Annotated in this window: 21 protein-coding genes; 17 read left to right on the top strand and 4 right to left on the bottom strand. The window is 67.8% G+C overall.

Features of this window, described 5'->3' with window-relative positions; translation table 11 throughout:
• Nucleotides 1-2 precede the first annotated feature (2 nt).
• The gene (gene speB / locus V5F84_RS21675) at nt 3-980 is read left to right on the top strand and encodes an agmatinase (RefSeq protein WP_394042913.1); all 978 of its coding nucleotides are present in this window, start codon (nt 3-5) and stop codon (nt 978-980) included.
• Nucleotides 981-990: 10 nt separating this feature from the next.
• On the top strand, nt 991-1,947 hold the full coding sequence (speB, locus tag V5F84_RS21670) for an agmatinase (RefSeq protein ID WP_394042912.1): 957 nt from the start codon (nt 991-993) through the stop codon (nt 1,945-1,947).
• A 2-nt stretch (nt 1,948-1,949) separates the two neighbouring features.
• On the opposite strand, the gene lhgD is transcribed toward speB (V5F84_RS21670), so the two are convergent.
• On the bottom strand, nt 1,950-3,149 hold the full coding sequence (gene lhgD / locus V5F84_RS21665) for an L-2-hydroxyglutarate dehydrogenase (RefSeq protein WP_394042910.1): 1,200 nt from the start codon (nt 3,147-3,149) through the stop codon (nt 1,950-1,952).
• 254 nt (nt 3,150-3,403) lie between these two features.
• Here lhgD and V5F84_RS21660 point away from each other — a divergent pair, with 254 nt between their 5' ends.
• The 10 genes from V5F84_RS21660 to V5F84_RS21615 all read left to right on the top strand — a co-directional run bounded on the left by V5F84_RS21660 (nt 3,404) and on the right by V5F84_RS21615 (nt 12,932).
• The gene (locus V5F84_RS21660) at nt 3,404-4,396 is read left to right on the top strand and encodes an ABC transporter substrate-binding protein (protein ID WP_394042908.1); all 993 of its coding nucleotides are present in this window, start codon (nt 3,404-3,406) and stop codon (nt 4,394-4,396) included.
• A gap of 62 nt (nt 4,397-4,458) precedes the next feature.
• A complete protein-coding gene (locus tag V5F84_RS21655) occupies nt 4,459-5,226 on the top strand; it encodes an ABC transporter permease (protein WP_394042907.1) in 768 nt (255 codons plus the stop codon).
• Nucleotides 5,219-6,049, top strand: a complete 831-nt coding sequence (locus tag V5F84_RS21650) for an ABC transporter ATP-binding protein (RefSeq protein ID WP_394042906.1) — start codon at nt 5,219-5,221, stop codon at nt 6,047-6,049. Before V5F84_RS21655 ends, V5F84_RS21650 begins: the two co-directional genes overlap by 8 nt.
• Nucleotides 6,050-6,174: 125 nt before the next feature.
• Nucleotides 6,175-7,005 (top strand): HpcH/HpaI aldolase family protein, encoded by an 831-nt coding sequence (locus V5F84_RS21645; RefSeq protein WP_394042905.1) that lies wholly within the window; start codon nt 6,175-6,177, stop codon nt 7,003-7,005.
• Between the two features lie 9 nt (nt 7,006-7,014).
• Entirely contained in the window at nt 7,015-8,142 is a 1,128-nt protein-coding gene (locus V5F84_RS21640; protein WP_394042904.1) for an Ldh family oxidoreductase, read from the top strand.
• Nucleotides 8,139-9,083, top strand: coding sequence for an NAD(P)-dependent oxidoreductase (locus V5F84_RS21635; RefSeq protein WP_394042903.1), 945 nt, complete (start codon nt 8,139-8,141; stop codon nt 9,081-9,083). Before V5F84_RS21640 ends, V5F84_RS21635 begins: the two co-directional genes overlap by 4 nt.
• Before the next feature lie 44 nt (nt 9,084-9,127).
• A complete protein-coding gene (locus V5F84_RS21630; protein ID WP_394042902.1) occupies nt 9,128-10,330 on the top strand; it encodes an alpha-hydroxy acid oxidase in 1,203 nt (400 codons plus the stop codon).
• Between the two features lie 58 nt (nt 10,331-10,388).
• Complete coding sequence (locus V5F84_RS21625; RefSeq protein WP_394042901.1) at nt 10,389-11,351, top strand: 2-hydroxyacid dehydrogenase; 963 nt, start codon at nt 10,389-10,391, stop codon at nt 11,349-11,351.
• A gap of 44 nt (nt 11,352-11,395) precedes the next feature.
• Entirely contained in the window at nt 11,396-12,091 is a 696-nt protein-coding gene (locus tag V5F84_RS21620; RefSeq protein WP_394042900.1) for an RraA family protein, read from the top strand.
• A gap of 145 nt (nt 12,092-12,236) precedes the next feature.
• The gene (locus tag V5F84_RS21615) at nt 12,237-12,932 is read left to right on the top strand and encodes a GntR family transcriptional regulator (RefSeq protein WP_394042899.1); all 696 of its coding nucleotides are present in this window, start codon (nt 12,237-12,239) and stop codon (nt 12,930-12,932) included.
• A gap of 117 nt (nt 12,933-13,049) precedes the next feature.
• Here V5F84_RS21615 and V5F84_RS21610 read toward each other — a convergent pair whose 3' ends face one another.
• Nucleotides 13,050-14,021, bottom strand: coding sequence for a D-2-hydroxyacid dehydrogenase family protein (locus V5F84_RS21610; protein WP_394042898.1), 972 nt, complete (start codon nt 14,019-14,021; stop codon nt 13,050-13,052).
• A 146-nt stretch (nt 14,022-14,167) separates the two neighbouring features.
• Between V5F84_RS21610 and edd the strand changes: the two genes are divergently transcribed.
• A complete protein-coding gene (gene edd / locus V5F84_RS21605) occupies nt 14,168-16,009 on the top strand; it encodes a phosphogluconate dehydratase (RefSeq protein ID WP_394042897.1) in 1,842 nt (613 codons plus the stop codon).
• A 294-nt stretch (nt 16,010-16,303) separates the two neighbouring features.
• On the opposite strand, the gene V5F84_RS21600 is transcribed toward edd, so the two are convergent.
• Entirely contained in the window at nt 16,304-17,557 is a 1,254-nt protein-coding gene (locus V5F84_RS21600) for a Zn-dependent hydrolase (RefSeq protein ID WP_394042896.1), read from the bottom strand.
• A 294-nt stretch (nt 17,558-17,851) separates the two neighbouring features.
• Nucleotides 17,852-18,511, bottom strand: coding sequence for a GntR family transcriptional regulator (locus V5F84_RS21595; RefSeq protein WP_394042895.1), 660 nt, complete (start codon nt 18,509-18,511; stop codon nt 17,852-17,854).
• A gap of 112 nt (nt 18,512-18,623) precedes the next feature.
• On the opposite strand from V5F84_RS21595, the gene V5F84_RS21590 reads away from it, so the two are divergent.
• From V5F84_RS21590 to V5F84_RS21575, 4 genes are read left to right on the top strand one after another with little or no spacing between them, the layout of a single operon-like run.
• A complete protein-coding gene (locus V5F84_RS21590; RefSeq protein WP_394042894.1) occupies nt 18,624-19,031 on the top strand; it encodes a cobalamin B12-binding domain-containing protein in 408 nt (135 codons plus the stop codon).
• A 17-nt stretch (nt 19,032-19,048) separates the two neighbouring features.
• A complete protein-coding gene (locus tag V5F84_RS21585; RefSeq protein ID WP_394042893.1) occupies nt 19,049-20,482 on the top strand; it encodes a phenylacetate--CoA ligase family protein in 1,434 nt (477 codons plus the stop codon).
• Nucleotides 20,482-21,468 carry a methylmalonyl Co-A mutase-associated GTPase MeaB gene (gene meaB / locus V5F84_RS21580; protein WP_394042892.1) on the top strand — a complete coding sequence of 329 codons (987 nt, stop codon included), beginning with the start codon at nt 20,482-20,484 and terminating at the stop codon, nt 21,466-21,468. The genes V5F84_RS21585 and meaB overlap by 1 nt, the downstream gene beginning before the upstream one ends.
• A complete protein-coding gene (locus tag V5F84_RS21575) occupies nt 21,455-23,143 on the top strand; it encodes a methylmalonyl-CoA mutase family protein (RefSeq protein ID WP_394042891.1) in 1,689 nt (562 codons plus the stop codon). Before meaB ends, V5F84_RS21575 begins: the two co-directional genes overlap by 14 nt.
• Nucleotide 23,144 lies beyond the last annotated feature (1 nt).

Here is a 23,144-nt window from a genome sequence, read left to right as displayed (position 1 = left end):
TCATGGTTGGAAAGTTCGAGCCGGCGGATTCCGGCAGCATCCCGCGTTTCGCCGGCATCGCCACCTTCATGCGGCTGCCGCAGGCCGAGCCGGCCGAGGTGGATATCGCCATTGTCGGCGTGCCGTTCGACGGCGGCGTGACCAATCGCGCCGGCACGCGGCATGGCCCGCGCGAATTGCGCAACCAGTCGAGCCTGACGCGCCGGGTGCATCATGTCACCGGTGTTTCCCCCTATGACCAGGCGCGGATCGCCGATTGCGGCGACGCGCCGGTCGATCCGCTCGACCTCATGAAGACCTTGAAGCTGGTGGGCAATTTCTACGCCGCCGTGCGCACGGCGGGCGCGGTGCCGCTCTCGGCCGGCGGCGATCATCTGATGACGCTGCCGATCCTGCGCGGGCTGGTGCATGAGGGACCGGTGGGCGTGGTTCAGTTCGATGCCCATTCCGACACCTATGACGGCTTCTTCGGCGGCAATCCCTACAACCATGGCACCCCGTTCCGCCGGGCCATCGAGGAGGGCCTGATCGACCCCAAGCGCTTCGTGCAGATCGGCCTGCGCGGCGCGATCTCCGATGCCTCGAACTTCGATTTCGCCAAGGCCTGCGGCATCCGCATGATCTTCATGGAGGAATTCATCAAGCGCGGGCCGCAGGACGTGATGGACGAGGTCCATGCCATCCTCGGCGAAAAGCCGGCCTATGTGACGTTCGACATCGACAGCCTGGATCCCTCCTTCGCGCCGGGCACCGGCACGCCGGAGATCGGCGGCTTCACCACGCGGGAGGCGCAGCACATGGTGCGGGCTCTGGCGGGGCTGAACCTGATCGGCGCCGATCTTGTGGAAGTCGCCCCGCCGTTCGACCCCTCCGGCCTCACGGCGCTCACGGGCGCGAGCCTCATGTTCGAACTTCTGTGCGTGCTGGCGAGTGCGGTCGCCGAACGGCGCGGCGCGCCGGTCGCCCACGACGCGGTCTAAGGAAAATCCCATGGCCCATGGATATGAAAGCGGGCGGCTCGACCTGCCCTTCGTCGGCATCTGCACCTTCGGCAAATATCCCCTCTGCCTGGACTGGGATAAGCTGGAGGCGGACGTTGCCATCCTCGGCGCGCCGTTCGATCTCGGCACCCAATGGCGCTCCGGCGCCCGCTCGGGCCCGCGGGCGATCCGGGAGGCCTCCACCCTGTTCGCCTTCGGTCATTCCGGCGCTTACGACCATGAGGACGACGTGGTCTATCTGCCCGCCGGGGCCGCCCGCATCGTGGACATGGGCGATGCCGACATGATCCACACCGACACCGCCCAGAGCCACGCCAATATCGAGGCCGGCGTGCGCGCGATCCTCAAGGCGGGGGCCCTCCCGGTGGTGCTGGGCGGGGATCATTCCATCAATATTCCCTGCGTCGCCGCTTTTTCCGACGAGGCGCCCGTGCACCTGGTGCAGTTCGACGCGCACCTGGATTTCGTCGACGAGCGGCACGGCGTACGCAATGGCCATGGCAGCCCCATGCGCCGCGCCGCCGAGCGGCCGCATGTCACCGGCCTGACCCAGCTCGGCATCCGCAATGTCTCCTCCACCGCCCGCGAGGGCTATGAGGATGCCCGCCGCATGGGCAGCGATATCCTGAGCGTGCGGCAGATCCGCAAGCTCGGCACCGAGGCGGTGCTGGCGCGCATTCCTGCCGGCGCGCGCTACTACGTGAGCATCGATATCGACGGCTTCGACCCCTCCATCGCCCCGGGCACCGGCACGCCCAGCCATGGCGGTTTTGCCTATTACGAGGTGCTGGAACTGCTGGACGGCCTCGCCAAGCGGGGCACCATCGTCGGCGTGGATCTGGTGGAGGTGGCGCGCGAATATGATCCGGCCGGCGTCACCGCCATCCTCGCTGCCCAGATCCTGCTGAACCTCATCGGCCGCATCCTGCACCAGCGCGGCCGCTGAGTTCAGGCTGCCTCCGCGCCCATGAGCTTGTCGGCGATCATCTCGCCGATGGGCAGGGCCGCGGTGGCGGCGGGGGAGGGGGCGTTGCACACATGCAGCGAGCGCGGCGTCTGCTCGAACAGGAAGTCGTGCACCAAGGTTCCGTCCGCCAGCACCGCCTGGGCGCGGATGCCGGCCTCATAGGGCTGAAGGTCCGCCATGGTCAGGTCCGGGCAATATTTGCGGCATTGCTCCAGATAGCCGGCGGGCAGCAGCGAGTTCTTGAGCTCATTGATCGCCGCGCGCGGATTTTTGGCGAGCGTGCGCCAGAAGCCGGGGAAGCTGAGCGTATCGGCGAGATCAGCGGCGTTCACCGAGAGCTTGGGATAGCCCTCGCGCGCCATGCCGAGCACCGCATTGGGGCCGACCGTCACCGAGCCGTCGATCATGCGGGTGAGGTGGATACCCAGGAACGGCAGGGTCGGGTCCGGCACCGGATAGATCAGGTGCTTGACGATGGCATTGCGGCTCGGCGGCAGGCGATAATATTCCCCCCGGAACGGCACGATGCGGTGGGAGATCCTGAGGCCGGCGAGGCGCGCGATGCGGTCCGATTGCAGGCCGGCGCAGGCCACCAGCATCTTGGCGCGATGGGTCACGCCGCCGCTGCGCACCTCCACCTCCTCCGCCCCTTCGTGGATCGCATCCACCTGCGCGCCGAGCAGGATGGTGCCGCCGGCGGCCTCGATCTCGCGCGCGAGCGCTGCGCAGACCTGCTTGTAATCGACGATGCCGGTTGAGGGCACGAACAGGGCGCCGATGCCGGTGATATTGGGTTCGCGCCGCCGCAGCTCGGCGCCGTCCAGGCGCTCCACCTCCACGCCGTTTGAGGCGGCGCGCTGGTAGAGCGCGTCCATGCGCGCCAATTCCTCCGCATCGGTTGCCACCAGCAGCTTGCCGCAGGTTTCAAAGGCGATGTTGTTCGCGCGGCAAAAATCCTTGGTGGCCTGCGCGCCCTTGCGGCACAGCTCGGCCTTGAAGCTGCCGGGGGCGTAATAGATGCCGGCGTGGATGACGCCGCTGTTGTGGCCGGTCTGGTGGCGCGCGAGGCCGCCTTCCTTCTCCAGCAGCAACAGGCCTGCGTCCGGCTGGCGGCGCAGGATCTCCCGCGCCGTGGAGAGGCCGACGATGCCGCCTCCGATGATGATGAAATCATAGAGCATGATGCTCTTTTCCTCCCACAAATCCTGGCTTCGCGCCAGCGTCGACGGGGTTTCGCGCCCCTCTGTCACGCAGCGGAAGACCCGCCCGGCGCCCCAGATAGCGCACCTTGTTGCTCAATAAAAATTAAAAATTGCCGACAATCTTGTTGAAATAGCCTCACATCCTTGCCTAGAGTGCGGTCACCTCAACACGAGGTCCAATGAAGACGGCGCCGCCCGGATGGGAAGAAGCGCGGTCTCAGGAGGAGAACGCCATGCTTGAACTGCGTCGCAGACGTGTGTCCGCGATTCTCGGGGGCCTGTGCGCGCTGGCCTTCGCCTTCGCCCCCCTTTCGCTGCGGGCCGAGCCGGTGCGCACGGTGCGCGTCGTCACCGCCAAGGGCCAACCTTATTATATCAGCTCCTATTTCCTGAATAAGGTCGCGCCGCCGGACCTCAAGTTCGAGCTGGTCGATGCTCCGACCAGCAGCGAGGCGCTGGATTCCCTGCTCACCGGCAACAGCGATGTCGCCTATATGGGCCTCATCACATCGATCCTCGCCGTCTCGCGCGGGCGGCCGATCTCCATCGTCGCGGCCGTCGGCTACAAGGGAACGCGCATTCTCGCGCGGGCGGACAGCAATATTCGCACCATTGCGGACCTCGCCGGCAAGAATATCGGCGTGTCGAAAAGCTCGACGCAGGACATCATCATGCGCGAGCTGCTGGCGCAGGCGGGCATAGATCCCGCGAAGGGGGTCAATTGGATCCTCCTGCCCACGAACGCGCATTTCGAGGCGATGGCGTCCAAGACCGTGGATGCCGTGACGACCTCGGAGCCCTACGGCACGGTGCTGGTGCAAAGCGGCATCGCCCGGTCCCTGGTGGACGATCCCTACAAGGATGCTGCGGTCTCCGGCGTCGCCACCGACCTTGTGTTCTCGCGCGAGATGATCGCCAAGGACCCCGCGTTCGTGCAGCGCATTGTCGATCTGCATGCCAAGGCCACCGTCTATGTGAACGAGCATCCCGACGAAGTGGTGCAGGCCCTCGTGGCGTCCTCGCGCCAGACCGAGCCGGTGATGCGCATGGCGCTGCAGAACGCGGGACTGAACTACGACATCGGCCCCAAATACATCAACCAGACGAAAATCCTCATGGATGAGCTGGTGAAGGCAAAATATTTGGATAAGCCGCTCGATACGGACCAGCTGTTTAACCTTCAGTTCTTGCCCAAGGCGCGCGTGGCAGCCGGAGTGATCTACTGATGAGCGCAGTCGAATCTATGGCGGTCAACGATCCACCCGCAAAACCGCCCGCGAGCGGCAGGATGGCGAAAGTCGGCAGCCAGTCGATCTATCTGATCCTGCCGGTGATCATCATCGGCCTCTGGCAGCTCGCCTCCATGCGCGGATGGGTGCAGCCTTATCTGCTGCCTGCGCCGACTACGGTGGCGGCCGGCTTCTACGAAATCACGGTGGACGGCACGCTTGCCTACCACTTGATGGCGAGCCTGTTCCGCAGCCTCACCGGCTTCTTCATCGCCACCATCATCGCGGTGCCGCTGGGCATCCTGATCGGCTGGTTCCGCCTGGTCCACAAGGTGACGCAGATCACCTTGCTGATGGTGATCCCGATCCCCATCACCGCCTGGATTTCGTTCTCGATCCTGTGGTTCGGGATCGGCGACAAGTCGGCGATCTTCCTCGTGGCCCTGGGCGCGGCGGTGCCGATCCTGATCAACACGGTGCATGGCGTCGAATGGGTGGACCGGCTCTATATCGAGGCCGCGCGCACCCTCGGCACCGGGCCGCGGGCGATCCTGTGGCGCGTGGTGCTGCCGGCGGCGCTGCCCAACATCTTCACCGGCCTGCGCATCGGCTTGCGCAATTCCTGGGCCGGTCTCGTGGTGGCCGAGATGATCGGCGCGAAATCCGGCATCGGCTATCTGATCTGGGATTCCCGGCTGATGATGCGGTCCGATCTGATGATCGTCGGAATGCTCCTCGTGGGCGTGCTCGGCCTGCTGTCCGACCAGGCGATGGCCGCCATCTCCCGCCGTGTCCTGTCCTGGCATGAGGGCCGCAGCAATGACTGACCTGAACCTTCAGATCGCGACCGCCGCGCCGCCGAAGATCGCCGTCAGCAATGTCACCAAGGTGTTCTCCGGCAAGCACGGCAAGGTGCGCGCGCTGGAACCCTGCAATCTGTCGGTGGCCGAAGGGGAGTTCGTCTGCATCCTCGGTCCGAGCGGCTGCGGAAAGAGCACCTTGCTGCGCATGATCGCGGGGCTTGCCGAGCCCTCGTCGGGCAGCCTCACGATCGACGGGCGGCCCATTCGTGGCCCCGGTCCGGAGCGTGGGCTGGTGTTCCAGGAATATGCCCTGTTTCCCTGGCTCACGGTGCTGCGCAACGTGATGTACGGGCCGGTGGTCCGGGGCATCAAGCCGCGCGAGGCGGAGCGCATCGCCCGCGAGCAGATCGCCCGGGTCGGCCTGACCGGCTTTGAGAACCATTTCCCGCGCCAATTGTCCGGCGGCATGAAGCAGCGCATCGGCATCGCCCGCGTCTGGGCGAACGATCCGCAGGTGCTCCTCATGGACGAGCCGTTCGGCGCGCTCGACAGCATCACCCGCGGCATCCTGCAAAAGGACCTGCTGAAGCTCTGGCTTCAGGAGCGCAAGACCGTGCTGTTCGTGACCCACAGCGTGGAAGAGGCGATCTACCTCGCCGACACCATCGTCGTCATGTCGGCGCGACCGGGCCGGATCACCGCCGTGATCCGGGTGGAAGAGCCGCGTCCGCGCGATCTTCTCGGCCCGCAGGCGCTGGAGCTGCGCCATCGCCTCACGCGGCTCGTGGAAGAGCACGTGGTGCGCGACGTCAGCGAGCGGCAGTCCGCCGGCGCCTACGCAACCTGACGCCTGCCTGCGCGCGCTCGGGCCAGCGCCCGGAGCGCCGGCCAGACCGAAAGCCGGGGCGCGCGGGCGCGGCACATCCCGGCTGAAAGCAACGCCAGTTCGATACCTTTTCGGAGTCCTGAGCCATGACATCCGCCCCTCCCGGCGCATTCGCCAAGCCCTCCCCCATCGTGCGCAACCGCACGAAGCAGCTTCTGCTCGACGGCGAACTGGCCCTCGGCATGGGCCTGCGCCAGGCCCGCACGGTGGACATCGCCGCGATCGCCCAGAGCGCCGATTTCGACTGGCTGTTCATCGACATGGAGCACAATTCCATGAGCGTCGACACGGCCGCGCAGATCTGCGCCGCCGCGCTCGACACCGGGGTGACTCCCATCGTGCGGGTGCCGGGGCACGAGCATTTCCACGCCTCCCGCGTGCTGGATGCGGGCGCCCTCGGCATCGTGGTGCCGCACGTGAACACGGCCGAGGAGGCGCAGGCCGTGGTGTCCTTCTGCCGCTTTCCGCCCGCGGGTCGGCGCTCGGTGGCCGGCGGACAGCCCCAATTGCGGTTCGCCACGCTGGCGATGGCGGAGGCCGTCGCGCTGATCAACGACGAGATTCTGGTGGTCGTCATGATCGAAACCCCCGAGGGGGTCGAGAACGTGGACGCCATCGCCGCCGTGCCGGGCGTGGACGTGCTGCTGGTGGGCGGTTCGGACCTGTCGGCCGAATACGGCATTCCCGGCGAGTTCGATCATCCCCGGATCGTCGCGGCGTTCGAGAAGACAAGCGCCGCCTGCGAGCGCAACGGCAAGATCCTCGGCCTGGGCGGCATCTACGACCATGCGATCATGGAGCGCTACATCAAGATGGGCTCGCAATTCATCCTCAGCGGGTCGGATCTCAGCTTCCTCGTCGCCGGCGCGCGGCTGCGTTCCGGCTTCCTGCGCGCGCTCGACCGCGTGCCGGCCTGAGGCGCGGCCGTGAGCCTCCTCCATATCCCCGCGGACACGGTGCGCCGGCAGATCGAGCTGATCCTGCGCGCCTGGGGCATGCGGGACGACCTGGTGGCGCAGAGCGCCGAGGTGATGACGCAGACCGACCTGAGCGGCATCGATTCCCATGGCATCTCCATGCTCATCATGTATGAGCAGATGCGCCGCGCCGGGCAGATCAACCTCGACGCCGTGCCGAAGATCGTGCGGCGCACCGCATCCACGGCGCTGATCGACGCCGATGCCGGCCTCGGCCACCCCGCCGCGCTCATGGCCATGGAGCTCGCCATGGAGATGGCGCGGGCGCAGGGCATCGGCTGGGTCTCGGTGTTCAACTCGCACCATTTCGGCGCCGCTGGCCATTATGTGGAAATGGCCGCGCGGGAAAACCTGATCGGCCTCGTCGCCTCCTCGACCCGGGTGGTGAACGTGGTGCCGACCTTCGGCACCTTGCCGGTGCTCGGCACCAATCCCATCGCCATCGCGGCTCCGGCCGGCCGCAACCCGGCGGTGGTGCTGGATATGTCCACGAGCGTGGTCGCCGCCAACAAGGTCAAGATCTTCGCTTTCAACGACACGCCGGTGCCCGCCGGATGGGTCACCGATGCGGAGGGGCAAAGCGTTACCGACCCAAAGGCCGCCTATCGGGTGCTGTTCGAGGATCGCGAGGGCGGACTTTCCGCGGTGGGCGGCACGGGCAAGGAATTGGGCGGCCACAAGGGCTACGGGCTCGGCCTGTTCGCGCAGATCCTCGGCTCGACGCTTTCGGGCGGCGCCTTCTCGCCGATCCGCAACCTCACCCAGAAGCGCTCCGACCCCGACAATATCGGCCATTGCTTCATGGCGCTCGATCCCGCCGCGTTCCGTCCGCTGGAGCAATTCCATGCCGACATGGACGCGCTGGTCGACACCCTGCACGACACCCCGGCCGCGCAGATCGACCATCCCGTGCTGGTGCCCGGCGATCCCGAGCGGCGCGCGCGCGCGGAGCGGCTGGCGGAAGGCATCCCCATGTCGCCGGGGCTGGCGGGCGAGATCGCCAGGATCGCTGCCGAGGCGGGCGCTCCCTTCATCCTCGACCGCGTCCCGGTCGCCACACACGAGATCCACGCATGAGCGACACTCCCCGAGATACCCGCGTCGGCTTCATTGGCCTCGGCGTCATGGGCAAGGGCATGGCCCGCAACCTCATGAAGGCGGGCTTCGAGGTCCATGTCTTCAATCGCAGCCGGGGCGCCATCGACACCCTCATGGCCGAGGGCGCCCGCGACGGCGGCTCGCCCGCCGCCATGGCGCGCGTCTGCGGCACCCTCATGCTCTGCCTGCCCGATACCCCTGACGTGGAAGCCGTCCTGTTCGGCCCCGGCGGGATCGCGGTCGGCCTGAGCGAAGGGACGCTGATCATCGACACCTCCACCATTTCCGCCACCGCCACGCGCACCTTCGCGGAGCGGCTGGCCGCGCGCGGCGCCGCGCTGGTGGACAGCCCGGTGAGCGGCGGCCCCAAGGGCGCGGCCGAGGGAACCTTGTCCTGCATGGTTGGCGGGGCGGATGCGGCGGTGGCCGCGGCGACGCCCATGCTGGAGGCGATCGGCAGCAAGTTCGTGCATCTCGGCCCGCCCGGCGCCGGCCAGTTGGTGAAGGCGTGCAACCAGCTGGTCATCGCCTCGACCCTGATGGGCATCAGCGAGGCCGTCGCCATGTGCCGCAATGCGGGCATCGATCCGCACCAGATGCGCGATGCGCTGCTGGCCGGCTCGGCGCAGAGCTTCGTGCTGCAAAATCATTGCAAGCGCCTGCTCGACGGGGCGCTCGCGCCCGGCTTCCGCAGCACCCTCATGTTGAAGGATCTCGGCCTCGCGCTGTCGGCCGCGCGCGATCTCGGCGCTTTTGCTCCCACGACCGGGCTCGGCGTCCAGCTGTTCACCGCCTTGTGCAATTCCGGCCGCGACGGGCTCGACAGCGCCGCGCTCGGCCTTTTGTTCCAAGACCTGTCGCAGCCGCCGACGGGCACGCCCGCATCCTGCGTTCCGGCGCCCGTTCCGGCAGGTGCCTGAACCAGAGCCAATCGAAGCCGTCCGCGTGCACCCGGAGTGACGCCATGAGCCCCCTGTCTCGCATCTACAATATCGCCGACCTGCGCGAGGCGGCCCGCCGCAAGCTGCCCAAGGGCATCTTCGAATTCATCGATCGTGGCACCGAGGACGAAACGCTGTTGCGGCGGAACCGCGCCGGCTTCGAGGCGATCCAGCTGCGCCCGCGCATGCTGGTGGATGTGTCCAAGCGCACGTCGGAGGCTCATTTCCTCGGGCAGAAGCATGCCATGCCGGTGGCGATCGCGCCCACCGGCGCCGCCGGCTTGGTGTGGCACGAAGGGGAACTCGCCATCGCGCGGGCGGCGGCGGAGGCCAACATCCCGTTCACCCTCGCCACCGGCTCCATGACCTCCATGGAAAAGGTCGCCGAACAGGCCGGCGGGCGGCTGTGGTTCCAGCTCTATATGTGGGCCGATCGCACTCTCTCCCACCGCCAGGTGGCGCGGGCGCGGGCCGCCGGCTTCGAGGGGCTGGTGGTGACGGTCGACACCCCGGTGCTCGCCAATCGCGAATACAATCCGCGCAACGGCTTTGCCTTGCCGTTCAATCCCTCGGCGCGGGCGCTGGGCGATATGCTGATGCATCCGGGATGGCTGACGCGGGTGCTGTTCCGCTATCTCGCCACCACCGGCATGCCGACCTATGAGAACTTCCCCGAGGAGCATAAGCGCAAGATCACCCGCGGCGGCACGGCGAGCCCGCTGATGCGCAGCGATTCCCTGAGCTGGCCAGACATCCAGGCCCTGCGCGACCAGTGGCCCGGCACGTTCATGGTCAAGGGCATCCTGCGCCCGGACGATGCCGTGCGCGCCTTCAAGTGCGGGGCGGACGCGGTGATCCTGTCCAACCACGGGGGCCGCAATCTCGACAGCGCGGTGGCGCCCATCGACATTCTGCCCGAGGTGCGGGACGCGGTGGGGCCGCGCAACCGCCTGATCGTGGACAGCGGGGTGCGGCGCGGCAGCGACGTGGTCAAGGCCCTGGCGCTCGGCGCCCACGGGGTGCTCATCGGGCGAGCGCCGCTCTATGGGGCGGCGGTGGCGGGCACCGACGGCGTGCTCCACGCCATCGGCCTCCTGCGGCGCGAGCTGGAGCTGACGCTCGGAATGGTGGGCTGTCCCACCCTGGCCGATCTCGACACCGATCTCCTGCGCATGCCCGGGGTCGGCCCGTCCTTGCCCGCGCCGGTCCTACAGGTCGCATCGTGAAGACCGCTTGCTGCGCCCGGATGGCCGGGCGTGCCGTCGCCGAAACACGAGGACGCGCATGACCAAGCCAGTGCTTTTGGTAACGCGGCGCCTGCCCGCCGCGGTGGAAGCGCGGGCGCGGCGCGATTACGAGGCCCGGCTGAACGCCGGCGACGACAAGCGCAGCCCGCAGGATATCGTGCGCCTCGCTTCCGGCTGCGACGCCATCCTATGCTGTCCGGCGGACCGGCTGGACGCGGCGTGCATCGCCGCCCTGCCGCGGAGCGTGCGGGTGATCGGCACCTTCAGCGTCGGCTATGACCATGTGGACGTGGCGGCGGCGACGGCGCGCGGCATCGCCGTGTGCAATACGCCGGACGTGCTTTCCACCGCGACGGCGGAGATTTCGTTGCTCCTCATGCTCGCGGCGGCGCGCCGGGCGGGGGAGGGGGAGCGGCTGGTCCGCGCGGGCGCCTGGACCGGCTGGGCGCCGACCCAGCTCGTCGGCACCCAGGTTTCCGGGCGCCGGCTCGGCATTTTCGGCATGGGACGCATCGGCCGGGAGTTCGCCCGCATGGCGGCGGCGTTCGGGATGCAGGTGCACTACCGATCCCGCACCCGCCTGCCGCCGGAGCTGGAGGACGGCGCGATCTATCACGCCGAAGATGCAAGCTTCCTTCCCGCCTGCGACGTCCTCTCGCTCAATGCGCCCGGCGGCGCGCAGACGCGGCACTGGCTGAATGCGGCGCGCATCGCCCTGCTGCCGCCGGGGGCGGGCGTGGTGAATGCGGCGCGCGGCACCCTGATCGACGACGACGCGCTGATCGCCGCCCTGAAGAGCGGCCGCGTCGCCTTCGCCGGGCTCGATGTCTATGCCGAGGAGCCGGCCGTCGATCCGCGTTATCTGGAACTGGAGAACGTGGTGCTGCTGCCGCATCTCGGCAGCGCCACCGCCGAGACGCGCGAGGCGATGGGCTTCAAGGCCCTGGACGGCATCGATGCCCTGCTCGCCGGACGAACCCCCGACAATCGCGTCGCCTGACCCGCGAACCAAGACGCGCCAATCACGAGACCTGGGAGGACTTCATGCCTGACTATCCCTTTACGCGGGACGACCTGGAACGCCTGAAGCAATGGGACACCGCCACCATCTGCAACGGCCTGGAACTGGTGGTTCCGGGCCGGCGCACGGTGGGCTTCACCCTGCGCACCATGATCGCCACGGAGCGCAACGCGCCGCCCATGGTGGGGCTTGCCCGCGTGGGCACCATGCGCGCCAAGGAGCCGCCGCGCGGCCCGGTGGCGGACCGCCTGGACTGGTACGATTACGTCGCCGACGCCGCGCTGCCCACCGTGGTGGTGCTCCAGGACACCGACGACCAGCCCGGCTACGGCGCCATCTGGGGCGAGGTGCATTCCACGGTCCATAAGGCGCTGGGCGCGCTCGGCTGCATCACCAACGGCTCGTTCCGCGACTGGGACATGCTGGCGCCGGGCTTCCAGATTCTCGCCGGCTCGCTGGCACCCAGCCATGCGCACAGCCATTTCGTGGATTTCGGCAGGGCGGTGAACGTGTTCGGCATGCAGGTGGGGCATGACGACGTGGTGCATGCGGATTATCAGGGGGCGGTGGTGATCCCCGCCGACGCGGTGCGCAAGCTGCCCGATGCGCTCGACCTGCTGGCGCGGCGCGAGGCGGTGATCCTGGAGATCTGCAAGGACCCGGCCTTCACCCCCGCCAAGCTGAAGGAGGCGATCCGCCGGTCCGGCGAGATTCACTGACGGCGACGGGGCGTTGCCTTCCGGCCGAATTGCCGGCAGGCAGTTTCCGATTGAAGGGAATTTCGCCCCGCCTTACCCTCCGCCAGACACGCGCCGGGGCGCCATTTGCGTGCCGGCGACCTGCCAACCCCACAGGGGAGAGACCGTGCCGCGTACCAGCACAGTGACCGCGCCTCCCATCGAGCGCCAGACCTCGGCGCCGCTGGTGTCGCAGATCGTCGAGCGCCTTGAGGAGATGATCTTCAGCGGCGCCATCGATGCCGGTCGCAAACTCAACGAACTGACCATTTCCAAGCAGTTCGGCGTCAGCCGCACGGCGCTGCGGGAGGCGGTGCGGCTGCTGGAACAGGCGGGGCTGGTGGTGGTGGAGCCCGGCCGCGGGGTGTTCGTGCGGCGCATCAGCGTGAAGCAGGCGCTCGATCTGTTCGACGTGCGCGCCGGCTTCGCCCGCACCGCCGGCCGGCTCGCGGCCCTGCGCGCCAGCGAGGCGCAGATCGGCGAGCTGGACGCGCTGCACGCGGCCATGATGGCGTGCCGTACCGCGCTGGATTTTCCCGGCTATTTCGACCTCAACACGCGCTTCCACGCGGTCATCTTCGCGGCCGCGGGCAACGAGCGACTCACCTTGCTGAACGAGATGATCAACAACGAGCTGAACCTGTTCAACCGGCGCAACATGGCCCGCGCGCCCTATCTCGACATCTCGATCCAGGAGCACGAGCGCATCCTCACCTGCATCCGCAGCCGCGACGGCGAACGGGCGGCCCGCGCCTTCGAGCGCCATGTGCTCGGCGGGCGCCAGCGCATGCTGGAAATGCTGCCGGAAGATTCCGCCGCCTGAGGCGGCACCGGTTTGCCGCCGCACCCTCCCGCCCCTCCCGCGTGCGGGGGAGGGGCGGGAAGGGCTGCCGGAGAAGGAGCATCGCGCCGCCTTCGCCACGCCCTGCGACGGCGCCGCTCAGGGCGCCATCACGCGGATCGGCGCGCCGCGCTGCCAAGCGGCGATGTCCTCGACGATCTGCGGGAAGGCCGTGCGATAGGTGTTTTCCGTCACATAGCCGATGTGGGGGGTCGCCAGTACATTGGGCAGAAAGCGGAACGGGTGGTTCGCCGCCAGCGGCTCGGTGTCGAACACGTCGAGCGCCGCGCCCGCGATCCGCCGCGCTTGCAGGGCTTCAACCAGGGCGGCCTCGGTCACGATCGGCCCGCGCGAGGTGTTCACCAGGAAGGCCGTTGTCTTCATGCGGCCCAGTTCCGCCGCGCCGACGAGATCCTGCGTGCGGGCGCCGAGCTTGAGGTGGATGGTGAGCACGTCGGACCGGGCGAACAATTCGTCCTTCTCCACCCGTTCCACGCCGCATTCGGCCGCCCGCTCGGCGGTGAGATTCTGGCTCCAGGCGATCACCTTCATGCCGAACGCCTGGCCGAACTTCGCCACCTCCGCGCCGATGCGCCCGAGGCCGAGCACGCCCAGCGTCTTGCCGGAGATGTCCATGCCGAGGCCCACCTGCCAGCCGCCGGCGCGCACGGAGGCGGCCTCAAGGTGCAGGCCGCGCGTCACCGCCAGCACCAGCGCCCAGGTGAGCGCGGGGGTCGCCTGGGGATCGCCGCCGGTGGTCCCGCTCACGACGATGCCGCGTGCCTGCGCCGCCGCGATATCGATGGCGGCATTCCACATGCCGATGGTGGTGATGAGCTTGAGATTCGGCAGCCGGGCGATCAGCGCCGCGTCCACCGGCGTGCGCTCGCGCGTCAGGACCAGGGCGTCGAACGGGTACAGGCGGGCCGCGAGGCGGTCGGGATCGGCCACGTGGTCGTGGAAGAAGACCGTCTCGGCGCCGGGCTTCAGCGCGTCCCAATCGGCCATGGCGGCGGCCACGTTCTGGTAGTCGTCGAGGATGGCGACGCGGGCGGGGGTGGGATCTGTCATTGAAATGCTCGCTATCGGGCGCATGTGTTGCGGATGCCCTTGATCCGGCTTCGAGGCTAAAATGGCAATCTCTGTCCTTGAATCGGATCGCGCCGGGACGGCTCCTGCTTCCCGCCCGTTCCCCACCCGCCAGCCAGGAGGTCCCCATGACCGCCCAAGCCAGTCTCAATGCCCGCATCGGCGAGGTGACGCAGCGCATTGCTGACCGCAGCCGCGACAGCCGCGCGCGCTATCTCGACCGCATCGCCGCCGCCGGCGAGGCCGGCCCCCGTCGCCGGGCGCTCGGATGCGCCAACCAGGCCCATGGATTTGCCGCCTGCCTGCCCGGCGACAAGGCGGAGCTGCGCACCGGCGAGGGCGGAAATCTCGCGATTGTGACCGCCTATAACGACATGCTCAGCGCCCACCAGCCCTATGAGCGCTTCCCCGAGCTGATCCGGGAAGCCGCCCGCGACGTGGGCGGGGTGGCGCAGGTGGCGGGCGGGGTGCCGGCCATGTGCGACGGCGTCACGCAAGGGGAAGCGGGCATGGAGCTGTCCCTGTTCTCCCGCGAGGTGATCGCGCTGTCGACGGCGGTGGCGCTCTCCCACCAGACGTTCGATGCCGCGGTGTTCCTTGGCATCTGCGACAAGATCGTGCCGGGCCTGATCATCGGCGCGCTCTCGTTCGGCCATCTGCCGGCGGTGTTCATCCCGAGCGGCCCCATGACCTCGGGCCTGCCGAATGACGAGAAATCCCGCATCCGGCAATTGTTCGCGGAAGGCAAGATCGGCCGCGACGCGCTGCTGGAGGCGGAGTCCAAATCCTACCACGGCCCCGGCACGTGCACCTTCTACGGCACCGCCAACACCAACCAGATGATGATGGAAATCATGGGCGTGCATTTGCCCGGCGCCTCCTTCGTCAATCCCAACACGCCGCTGCGCGATGCGCTGACGCGGGAGGGCACCAAGCGGGCGCTCGCCAATAGCGCGCTCGGCAATCATTACACCCCGCTCGGGCGGATGCTGGACGAGAAGGCGTTCGTCAACGGCGTGGTGGGCCTGCACGCCACCGGCGGGTCCACCAACCACACCCTCCACATCGTCGCCATGGCGGCGGCGGCGGGCATCGTCTTGACCTGGGACGATTTTTCCGACCTCGCGGACGTGGTGCCGCTGCTCACCCGCGTCTATCCCAACGGCAAGGCGGACGTGAACCATTTCCATGCCGCCGGCGGCATGGGCTTCGTCATCCGCGAACTGCTCTCCGCCGGTCTGCTGCACGAGGATGTGGAGACCGTGTGGGGCACCGGCCTTTCCGGCTACACCGCCGAGCCGGGGCTGGACGAGAACGGCGCCCTGGTGTGGCGCGACGCCACGCCGGCGAGCGGCGACGAGGCGGTGCTTCGCCCGGTCGCCCGTGCGTTCCAGCCCACGGGCGGGCTGAAGGTGCTGGACGGCAATCTCGGCCGCGCGGTCATCAAGACCTCGGCGGTGGCGCCGGAGCGCCATGTCATCGAGGCGCCGGCGCGGGTGTTCCATTCCCAGGAGGCGCTTCAGGCCGCGTTCAAGGCCGGCAGCCTCACGGGGGATTTCGTCGCCGTGGTGCGGTTCCAGGGTCCCAAGGCCAACGGCATGCCGGAATTGCACAAGCTGCTGCCGCCGCTCGGCGTGTTGCAGGATCGCGGGCAGAAGGTGGCGCTGGTGACCGACGGACGCATGTCCGGCGCCTCGGGCAAGGTGCCCTCGGCCATCCACGTGACGCCGGAAGCCGCCGCCGGCGGACCGATCGGCAAGATCCGCGATGGCGATCTGGTGCGGCTCGACGGGGTCGCCGGGCATCTCACCGTGCTGGTGGATGCGGACGAATGGGCCGCCCGCGCACAGGCGGAGGAGGACCTTTCCGCCTCCCACGTCACTGTGGGCCGGGAATTGTTTGCGCCGTTCCGACATGCGGTTGGGACGGCGGATACCGGGGCGAGCATCTTTTCGCTCACCGCGGCGTAAGCTTCGAGATGGGCACCTCTCCCGGCTCGGCGGCGGCATCGCCGGAGCGCCGGGCGGGGACTCGGCGATCTCTCTTCCCGGCGCGCTGCTGGCATCCTCTCTGGCCCTCCCCGTGCCCCCTCCCTAACCCTCCCCCGCAAGCGGGAGAGGGGACGCTATGGCTTGGGAAGGAGAATCTCGCCCGAAGCCGCTTCGCTCCCTCTCCCGCTTGCGGGGGAGGGCTGGGGAGGGGGAACAGTAGGGAGGATCAAAGAGAGCGAACGCGCGCCCGTGGGCGGCGTATTCCCGCGCCGCCTATCCCTTCGCCTGCGCCTCCAGCCGGGCGTCGAAGGCGAGCACGGCGTTCAGCAGCACCGCCGCGCCGGCGGCGCAATCGGCCGGGGTCGCGTCCTCCGCCTCATTGTGGCTGATGCCGTCCTTGCAGGGCACGAACACCATGGTGGTGGGCGCGACGCGGGCCACATAGGCGGCATCGTGCCCGGCGCCGGAGACGATGTCGCGGTGGCCGTAGCCGAGCGTCTCCGCCGCCGCGCGGATGGTCGCGACCAGGGTCTCGTCGAAATGCACCGGCGGAGCGTTCAGGATGCAGTCGAGCTGAAGGGTCAGGCCGAGGGCTGAGATCGCCGCCTCGATCTGCGCGCACAGCTCGGCGTGCATGGTGTCGAGCACGCCCTGGTCGGGATGGCGCATCTCGATGGTGAGGAAGACCTCGCCGGGAATGACATTGCGCGAATTGGGCTTCACCTCCATCAGCCCCACGGTCGCCACCGCGAGCGGGGGATGGGCGAGGCCCACCGCATGGACGATCTCCACCACCTTGGCGGCGCCCAGCAGCGCATCCTTGCGGCGGGACATGGGCGTGGTGCCGGCGTGGGACTCGACCCCGGTGATCGTCGCCTCGTACCAGCGGATGCCCTGCACGCCCGTGACGACGCCGATGGTCTTGCCTTCGGCCTCCAGGATCGGCCCCTGCTCGATGTGCAGTTCGAACATGGCCGACATGGGATGGCCGCCGAGCGGCTTGTCGCCGCGATAGCCGATGGCGTCGAGCGCATCGCCGAAGCGGATGCCCTCGCGGTCGCGCTGGTCCATCACATATTGCTTCTCGAACACCCCGGAAAAGCCTCCCGAGGCCAGCATGGCGGGGGCGAAGCGGGAGCCTTCCTCATTGGTCCAATTGACCACCTCGATGGGCGCCAGCGTCTCGTAGCCGCTGGCCTGGAGCGCGCGCAGCACTTCGAGCCCCGCCAGCACGCCCAGCACGCCGTCGAACTTGCCGCCGGTGGGCTGGGTGTCGAGATGCGAGCCGATGCAGATGGGCGGCAGGCTATTGTCGCGGCCGGGCCGGCGGGCGAACATATTGCCGGCCTCGTCCACGGAAACGGTGCAGCCGGCGGCGATGCAGGCCTCCTTGAACCAGTCGCGGACCTGACGGTCCTCCTCGGTCAGGGTGAGGCGGTTGATGCCGCCCTTCTCGGTGGCGCCGAAACGGGCGGTTTCCATCAGCGCGGCCCAGAGGCGGTCGCCGTCGATCGTCAAATTCGCCATGTCAAACTTCCGTTGGGGTCGGATCGGTTTGCGCCGATGCATGCAATCGGCGTGCCCGGAGAGGGTGATCGCTCGCAATCGTCATGGCCGGGCTTGTCCCGGGCATCCACGCCTTGAGGCCGGTGCGATGCGCGAAGGCGGGCTCCGGGGGCGCCGCGTGGATCGCCGGGACGCGCCGCCCGGCCATGATGGGTGGAAAGGACGAACGCCCGCGCTCCGTGCAACGGCGGTGGCGGCGGGGCAGGCCGTGGCCGGCGCCTGCGGTTTGGGCTGGCGCCCTTTTTGCGGGCAGGCTCAGGTCAGGTCCTTCTCGCCCATCATCACGCGGCGATAGGCGCCCACCAGATGGTTGCGCATGAGTTCCGCAGCGACCTTCGCTTCGCCGGCGATCATGGCTTCCAGAATCTCCTCATGCTCGCGCCACACCCGGATCGAGAGGCCGGGGAAGGAGAGGATTTCGCCCATGGCGCGGCGCAGATGCTGCCAGTTGAGGCGCATCGTATCGATCACCAGGGGATTTCCGGACAGGTCGTAGATGAAGGAGTGGAACTCCATGTCCGCATGGACCACGCCCTTCTGGTCGTTGGCGAGCACCAGGTTGCGCCCGTGCACCACGAGGTCGCGGCCCTTGCGGATGTGCTCGGGCTTGAGATGGGCGGTGGCCAGCTCCGCCGCCAGCGGCTCCACCGCCGAGCGGAACTCATAGATCGCCTTCAATAATTCCGGCTGCACCGGGGCCACCGACACCCCGCGCTTGCCGGATTCGATGACGAAGCCCTGGGAGCGCAGGATCACCAGCGCATGGGTCACCGGCTGGCGCGAAACATTGAGGCGCGCAGCGATGTCCTCCTGCGTCAGGCGCTCCCCCGGCTTGAGGGTGCCGTCGCAGATGGCGTCGAGGATGACCTCGTAGGTCTGTTCGACCAGGCGTTTCGGTGCGGCCAGAGTTTCCATGAAGTCTGCATATCGCGTGCGCCCGCCGTTTTCCATCTTGACCCGCTCCCGGGAACCTGCGACCGTTTGTTGAACTCGGAATTCAGAATTCAATAATGTACGAGGGATGGAAATGGCTCAACCCATTCGAGTGCTTCTCGCCAAGGTGGGACTCGACGGTCACGACCGTGGCGTGAAGGTCGTCGCGCGCACCTTGCGCGATGCGGGCATGGACGTGATCTATTCCGGCCTGCACCGCACGCCGGAAGAAGTGGTCACCGCCGCGATCCAGGAAGATGTGGACGTGCTCGGCGTCAGCCTGCTGTCGGGCGTGCAGCTCACGGTGTTTCCCAAGATCTTCAAGCTCTTGAACGAAAAGGGCGTGGACGACCTGATCGTTGTGGCCGGCGGCGTGATGCCGGACGAGGACGTGGTCGCCTTGAAGGAAATGGGCGTGAAGGAGGTCCTGCTTCAGGACACTCCGCCCGCCGCCATCGTCGCCACGCTGGAACGCCTCGTCACCGAGCGCGGCGCGCGCTGAGCGCGGGAGGATGTCCCATGGAAGACTGGTCCTTCCCGCCGCGCTATGACGAAACCTATCTGCCGCCGTCGGATGCGCGCTATTGGTTTGCCAAGCGCGAAACCATGCACCCTGCGGACCGCGACGCGGCGATCCTCGCCCGCCTCCAGCAGGTGTGCGCCTATGCCTATGAGACCGCGCCTTTCTATCGGCGCAAATGGGACGAGGCCGGCTTCCACCCCTCGCACCTGAAGTCGCTGGAAGACTTCGAGGACAAGGTCCCGGTCGTCACCAAGGCGGACCTGCGCGCTAGCCAGGCGGCGCATGCCCCGTTCGGCGATTATCTGTGCGTGCCCGACGCGGAGGTGTTCCACGTCCACGGCACCTCCGGCACCACCGGGCGGCCCACCGCCTTTGCCATCGGCCGCAACGATTGGCGCGCCATCGCCAATGCCCATGCCCGCATCATGTGGGCCATGGGCCTGCGGCCTGGCGACATGGTGTGCGTCGCCGCCATCTTCAGCCTCTATATGGGCTCCTGGGGAGCTCTGGCGGGGGCCGAGCGGCTCGGCGCCAAGGCGTTCCCGTTCGGCGCCGGCGCGCCGGGCATGAGCGTGCGCTGCGCCCAATGGCTCGCCGCCATGAAGCCGGCCGGCTTCTACGGCACCCCCACCTATGCCCTGCATCTGGCGGAAACCGCGCTCAAGGAAGGGCTCAATCCGCGCGATTTCGGCCTGCGCGTGATGTTCTTCTCGGGCGAGCCCGGCGCCTCCATTCCCGGCGTGCGCGACCGCATCGAGGATCTCTACGGCGCCAAGGTGTTCGACAGCGGCTCCATGGCCGAGATGACGCCCTGGATGCATGTGGGCGGCTCTGCCGAAACCCCCGGCATGCTGTGCTGGCAGGACGTGGTCTATACGCAGGTCTGCGACCCGCGCACCTTCCGCCGCGTGCCCTATGGCGAGCGGGGAACGCCGGTCTACACCCATCTCGAGCGCACCTCCCAGCCCATGATCCGCCTCGCCTCGGGGGATCTCACCTTGTGGAGCGACGCGCCCAACCCCTGCGGGCGCACCTATCCGCGCCTGCCGCTCGGCATCTTCGGGCGCATCGACGACATGTTCACCATCCGCGGCGAGAACGTCTATCCGAGCGAGATCGATTCCGTGCTCAACCAGACCGCCGGCTATGGCGGCGAGCACCAGATCGTCATCACCCGCGAAGCCGCAATGGACGAACTGGTGCTGCGCGTGGAAGCCGATGCGGTGACGCTCGCCCTCGGCCGCGACCATGTGGAGAAGTTCCGCGGCGACATCGCCAAGGCCATGCAGAAGCTGCTGGGCCTGCGGGCGGTGGTGGAGATCGTGGAAGGCGGCACCCTGCCGCGCACGGACTTCAAGGCCCGCCGCGTGGTGGACGACCGGGCCGTGTTCCGCGACATGCATGCCCAGCTGAAAGCAGGGGGCGCCTGATGGGTCGCTATGTTCCCTCGCTGGACCTCATCCCGCGCGTTGAAGCCGGGGAGATGGGCGCCATCGGCCGGCTCATCTCGCGGGCGGAATCCGGCACGCCGGAAGCGCGCGAGGCGCTCGCCACCGTCTATCGCCGCGCCGGCAAGGCCCATGTGATCGGCATCACCGGTGTGCCCGGCTCGGGCAAGTCCACCCTGGTCGCCCATTTCGCCAAGCTCCTGCGCGAGCAGGGGCTGAAGGTGGGCATCGTCGCGGTGGACCCTTCCAGCCCGTTCTCCGGCGGCTCGATCCTCGGCGACCGGGTGCGCATGACGGAACTTGCCACCGATCCCGGCATCTATATCCGCTCCATGGCGACACGCGGCGCCATGGGCGGCATGGCCCGCGCGGCCCTGGATGCGGTGGACATTCTCGATGTCGGCGGCTTCGACACGGTGATCATCGAGACCGTGGGCGTGGGGCAGGACGAGGTGGAGATCGCCCGTGCCTCCCACACCACGGTGGTGGTCTCCGCCCCCGGCCTCGGCGACGAGATCCAGGCCATCAAGGCGGGCATATTGGAGATCGCCGACATCCATGTGGTGTCGAAATGCGACCGCTCAGACGCCAACCGCACGCTGACCGACCTCAAGAGCATGTTGACGCTTGGCGCCCTCACCTCCGCGCGGGGGGACTGGGCGGTGCCGGTGGTGGGGGTCTCCGCCATCAGTGGCGAGGGGTTCGCGCAGCTCCTCGACAAGATCAACGCCCATCGCCGCGTCGCCTTCGAAACCGAGACGGGAGCCGCCCGGCTCGCCCGCATCGCCCGCTTTCGCCTGGTGAAGACGGCGGAAAATCTCCTCATCGAGCGCTTCACCCATGCGGCGGAGCGCCTGGCCCCCAAGCTCTCCGCGCGCCTCCAGCGCCGCGAGAGCGATCCCTACACCCTTGCCAACGAGATGCTGCTCTCGTCCGCAAAGAAGGAACTCGCAGATGAGCATGCTTGAGACCCGCACCCTCGCCAAGCTCAGCGATGACGTGCGCGACTGGGAAGAAAACGAAGTCGCCGCCTTCCTGAAGAAGCAGAAGGAGCGCAAGGAGCAATTCTTCACCCTGGGCGATTTCCCGGTGAAGCGCACCTACACCGCCGCCGATCTCGCCGAGACCCCGCCGGAGGATATCGGCCTGCCGGGCCGCTATCCCTTCACGCGCGGCCCCTATCCCACCATGTACCGCTCGCGCAACTGGACCATGCGCCAGATCGCCGGCTTCGGCACCGGCGAGGACACGAACAAGCGCTTCAAATACCTGATCGCCCAGGGCCAGACCGGCATTTCGACCGACTTCGACATGCCGACCCTCATGGGCTACGACAGCGACCATCCCATGAGCGAGGGCGAGGTGGGGCGCGAGGGCGTCGCCATCGACACGCTGGAGGATATGGAAGCCCTGTTCGAGGGCATCGACCTGGAGAAAATCTCGGTCTCCATGACGATCAATCCCTCCGCCTGGATCCTGCTCGCCATGTACATCGTGCTGGCGGAAAAGCGCGGCTACGATCTCAACAAGCTTTCGGGAACCATTCAGGCGGATATCCTGAAGGAATACATGGCGCAGAAGGAATATATCTATCCCATCGCGCCGTCGGTCCGCATCGTGCGCGATTGCATCACGCACTGCGCCAAGACCATGAAGCGCTACAACCCGATCAACATCTCGGGCTATCACATCTCGGAAGCCGGCTCCTCCCCGGTGGACGAGGTGGCCTTCACCCTCGCCAACCTCATCGTCTATGTGGAGGAGGTGACGAAGACCGGCATGCATGTGGACGAGTTCGCCCCGCGCCTCGCCTTCTTTTTCGTCTGCCAGGCCGATTTCTTCGAGGAAGTGGCGAAATTCCGCGCCGTGCGGCGCTGCTATGCCAAGATCATGAAGGAGCGGTTCGGCGCCAAGAACCCCGAGAGCATGCGCCTGCGCTTCCATTGCCAGACCGCGGCCGCCTCGCTCACCAAGCCGCAATATATGGTGAACGTGGTGCGCACCGCGCTCCAGGCGCTCTCGGCGGTGCTCGGCGGCTGCCAGTCGCTGCACACCAACGGCTTCGACGAAGCCTTCGCCATCCCCACCGAGGAAGCCATGCGCATGGCCCTGCGCACCCAGCAGGTGATCGCCGAGGAGAGCAACGTCACCCAGGTGATCGACCCGCTCGGCGGCTCCTATTATGTGGAGGCGCTGACCACCGAATATGAAAAGCGCATCATGGACATCATCGCCGAGGTGGACGAGCGCGGCGGCACCATCAAGCTGATCCAGGAAGGCTGGTTCCAGAAGCGCGTCGCCGATTTCGCCTATGAGACAGCGTTGCGCAAGCAATCGGGCGAGAAGCCGGTGATCGGCGTCAATACCCTGGTGGAGAAGGAAGAGGTCCACGACATCGAGACCCACCCCTACGACCACACCACGGCCGAGCGGCAGGTGTCGCGCACCCAGCGCATCCGCCGCGAGCGGGACAATGTGAAGGTCAACGCCTTGCTGGAGCGCCTGGTGGAGGTGGCGAAGGACGACACCCAGAACATCATGCCGATCACCATCGACCTGGTGCGCGAGGGGGCCACCATGGGCGATATCGTGGAGAAGCTGAAAACCGTGTGGGGCGTCTATCGCGAAACCCCGGTGTTCTGAC

Source organism: Roseixanthobacter liquoris, assembly GCF_043195135.2.
In the GTDB taxonomy this organism is placed as follows: Bacteria; Pseudomonadota; Alphaproteobacteria; order Rhizobiales; family Xanthobacteraceae; genus NCEH01.
Note: the sequence above shows the minus strand (reverse complement) of the source record. Positions and strands in the feature narration are given on the sequence as shown.